We start from the raw sequence: 2,154 nt of genomic DNA, 5'->3' as shown, positions 1-2,154 counted from the left end.
CAGGGAGAACATGGAGTGGGTGCGCAGCAGGTTGTCCACCGCGCGCTCCCGGTAGAAGGACTGCACCGCCAGCTCCACCAGCGGATGGTGCGGCGAGAGCTCCGCCAGTCGCGCCCGCGTCAGCTCCAGCAGCGTCGAGGACGCCGTCGTCGTCACGGTCGCCAGCCGCGGCCCGGGGTTGATGAGCGCCGCCTCTCCGAACACGCCCCCCTCCACCAGCGACAGCACCTCCGGCGGCGCCTCTCCCCGGGGCTTGTGCACGAGGTCCGCCTGACCCTCCACCATGATGAACATGGACGTGCCCGGCTCCCCCGCCCGCGCCAGCGTCTGGCCAGCCGCGTACGTGCGTACCTCCATCGCCTCGAGCACCGCCAGGAACGCCTCCCGGTCCAGCTTCGAGAAGATGGGGATGGGCGCCGGGCCCTCCCAGTCCGGGAGGAGCTCGAACTCGGCGGGCGTCCCGCGGCCCTCGGCCTGTCGGGGCGGTGGGGTGGAGCGCCGCGTGTAGAAGTCCGCGATCAGCGAGGGCATGTGGGTGTGCCGTGGCTCCAGTCGCAGCAGGGCCTTGCACGCCGCCATGGCACGCAGGGGACGGCTGCCCTGGGCCCACGCCCTCGCCAGTCCTTCGTAACCCGCGGCGGCCTCGTCCAGCCGGCCCTGGTGCTCGAGCTTCTGGAACTCCGCGAGCGCCACATCCAGCCTGTCTCGCGCGGCGAGCAACCCGGCCTTCTCCCGTTGCTGAAGAAGTCTGTCCGGCACGTCGACCATCTGTGCTCACGCTCCCCGGTGCTCCACCCTACCACCCTTCAACCTGTTGCCCAGGGGGACCTTTCAGGTGGGGTGGGGCTCGCTCCGCCGCCTGTTCCAGGAGCCGAGGAGCCGGCCCGGGGACGGACGGCGCGAGCGGTGCGTGTTGAGGAGAAGCTTGAGGGACTCGGACTCGCGGGAGACACAGGCCCAGGTGTGCCAGCGCTGCGTGATGCGGCTGGAGACGAGCGTGGGCGGCATGGTGGATCTGCCGCGCCGCATCCGCGCCACGCTCGCCGGCAACGGGTACGCCGAGCACGTCCGTATCAGCCTCACCGGCTGCCTGGGGTACTGCCCCCGCGGGCAGGTCACTGTTCAACTCTCGCGCGATGGACAGGCCTTGGATGTGTTGCTGCTCGACCCGGCGAGGGAAGACGCGGAGTTGATCTCTCACCTTCCTTGCCCCTCCACGGAAACGTCGTAGTCCGGGTGTCCAGGAGTTTTTGCTTGTGCGGGAGGCCGGGGCGTCCGGCGTAGAACTTTCCTTCCCGGGAAGCGCTCGGAAGTGGAAGGTACGATTTGTATCGGGGGGAGTGAATCCTGGCGGCCCCCTCGGACGTCCTTAAGTTCGGCCATGCACTGCCCTGAGGTTGGGGCGGTAGGGGGCCGGAAGGGGAGGGCGTGTGGGCGAATACCGAACAGGCATTGAGGGGGGGTCTACTTCTCGTGCGGGCAGCGGGGCGAGACCCCCGTTGCTCTCACCTACGGACTCCGAGGCCGCACCGGAGAGTGTCCAGTCCGCGCTGCGCACGGTGCGCCCGGATGACCTGGACACCATCTTCGACGACGCGCTCTTCGGCGCGCCGGTTCCGGAGGCCACCGCCGAGCAGGTCACCTCCCAGGCGGAGGCGAGCGCTCGCGTGCAGGTGGGCGCCGTGGAGTGGTTCATGGAGCGGGACTCGCAGGCGTCCGGGCCGTTCCGCCTGGAGCGGCTGCGGGAGCTGTGGCACCAGGGCGGCTTGAGCCCCGACACCCTCATGTGGTGCGAGGGGTGGTCGGGTTGGCAGACGCTGTCGCGTGTGCCCGAGCTGGTGGCCGCGCTGACGGACGCGGGGCTGCCCACGGTGGGCGCCGACGCGAGTGTCGCCGTGGTCGCGAAGCCGACGGTCAGCTCCGCGCTCACTTCGCTCGTCGCGGAGGAGGAGTCGTGGTTGCTGCGGATGAAGGCGGAGCGGGAGCAGGCGAAGGAGGACGCGCGCGCGGCCTTGCTGGACGCGCCGAGTGCTCCCGCGCCCGCGCCCGCGCCCGTGGTGATGGCTCCGGTGGTGCCCGTGGCTCCGCCCGTCATTCCCGCCCTGGTGCTGCCCATGGCTCCCGAGGCCCCCGCGCCCACGCGCCGGGGCAGGG

Annotated in this window: 3 protein-coding genes; 2 read left to right on the top strand and 1 reads right to left on the bottom strand. The window is 71.0% G+C overall.

Going from position 1 to position 2,154, the window contains the following annotated elements:
* Positions 1-768 (bottom strand): cyclic nucleotide-binding domain-containing protein (locus tag VF794_RS39555; RefSeq protein WP_331118860.1); only part of this gene is annotated, 768 nt, incomplete at its 3' end.
* A gap of 157 nt (positions 769-925) precedes the next feature.
* On the opposite strand from VF794_RS39555, the gene VF794_RS39550 reads away from it, so the two are divergent.
* A complete protein-coding gene (locus tag VF794_RS39550) occupies positions 926-1,231 on the top strand; it encodes a hypothetical protein (protein WP_331118858.1) in 306 nt (101 codons plus the stop codon).
* 268 nt (positions 1,232-1,499) lie between these two features.
* On the top strand, positions 1,500-2,154 hold a 655-nt coding region (locus tag VF794_RS39545; RefSeq protein WP_331118856.1), incomplete at its 3' end, for a DUF4339 domain-containing protein.

It is taken from the genome of Archangium sp. (genome assembly GCF_036389735.1).
GTDB lineage: Bacteria > Myxococcota > Myxococcia > Myxococcales > Myxococcaceae > Archangium.
Note: the sequence above shows the minus strand (reverse complement) of the source record. Positions and strands in the feature narration are given on the sequence as shown.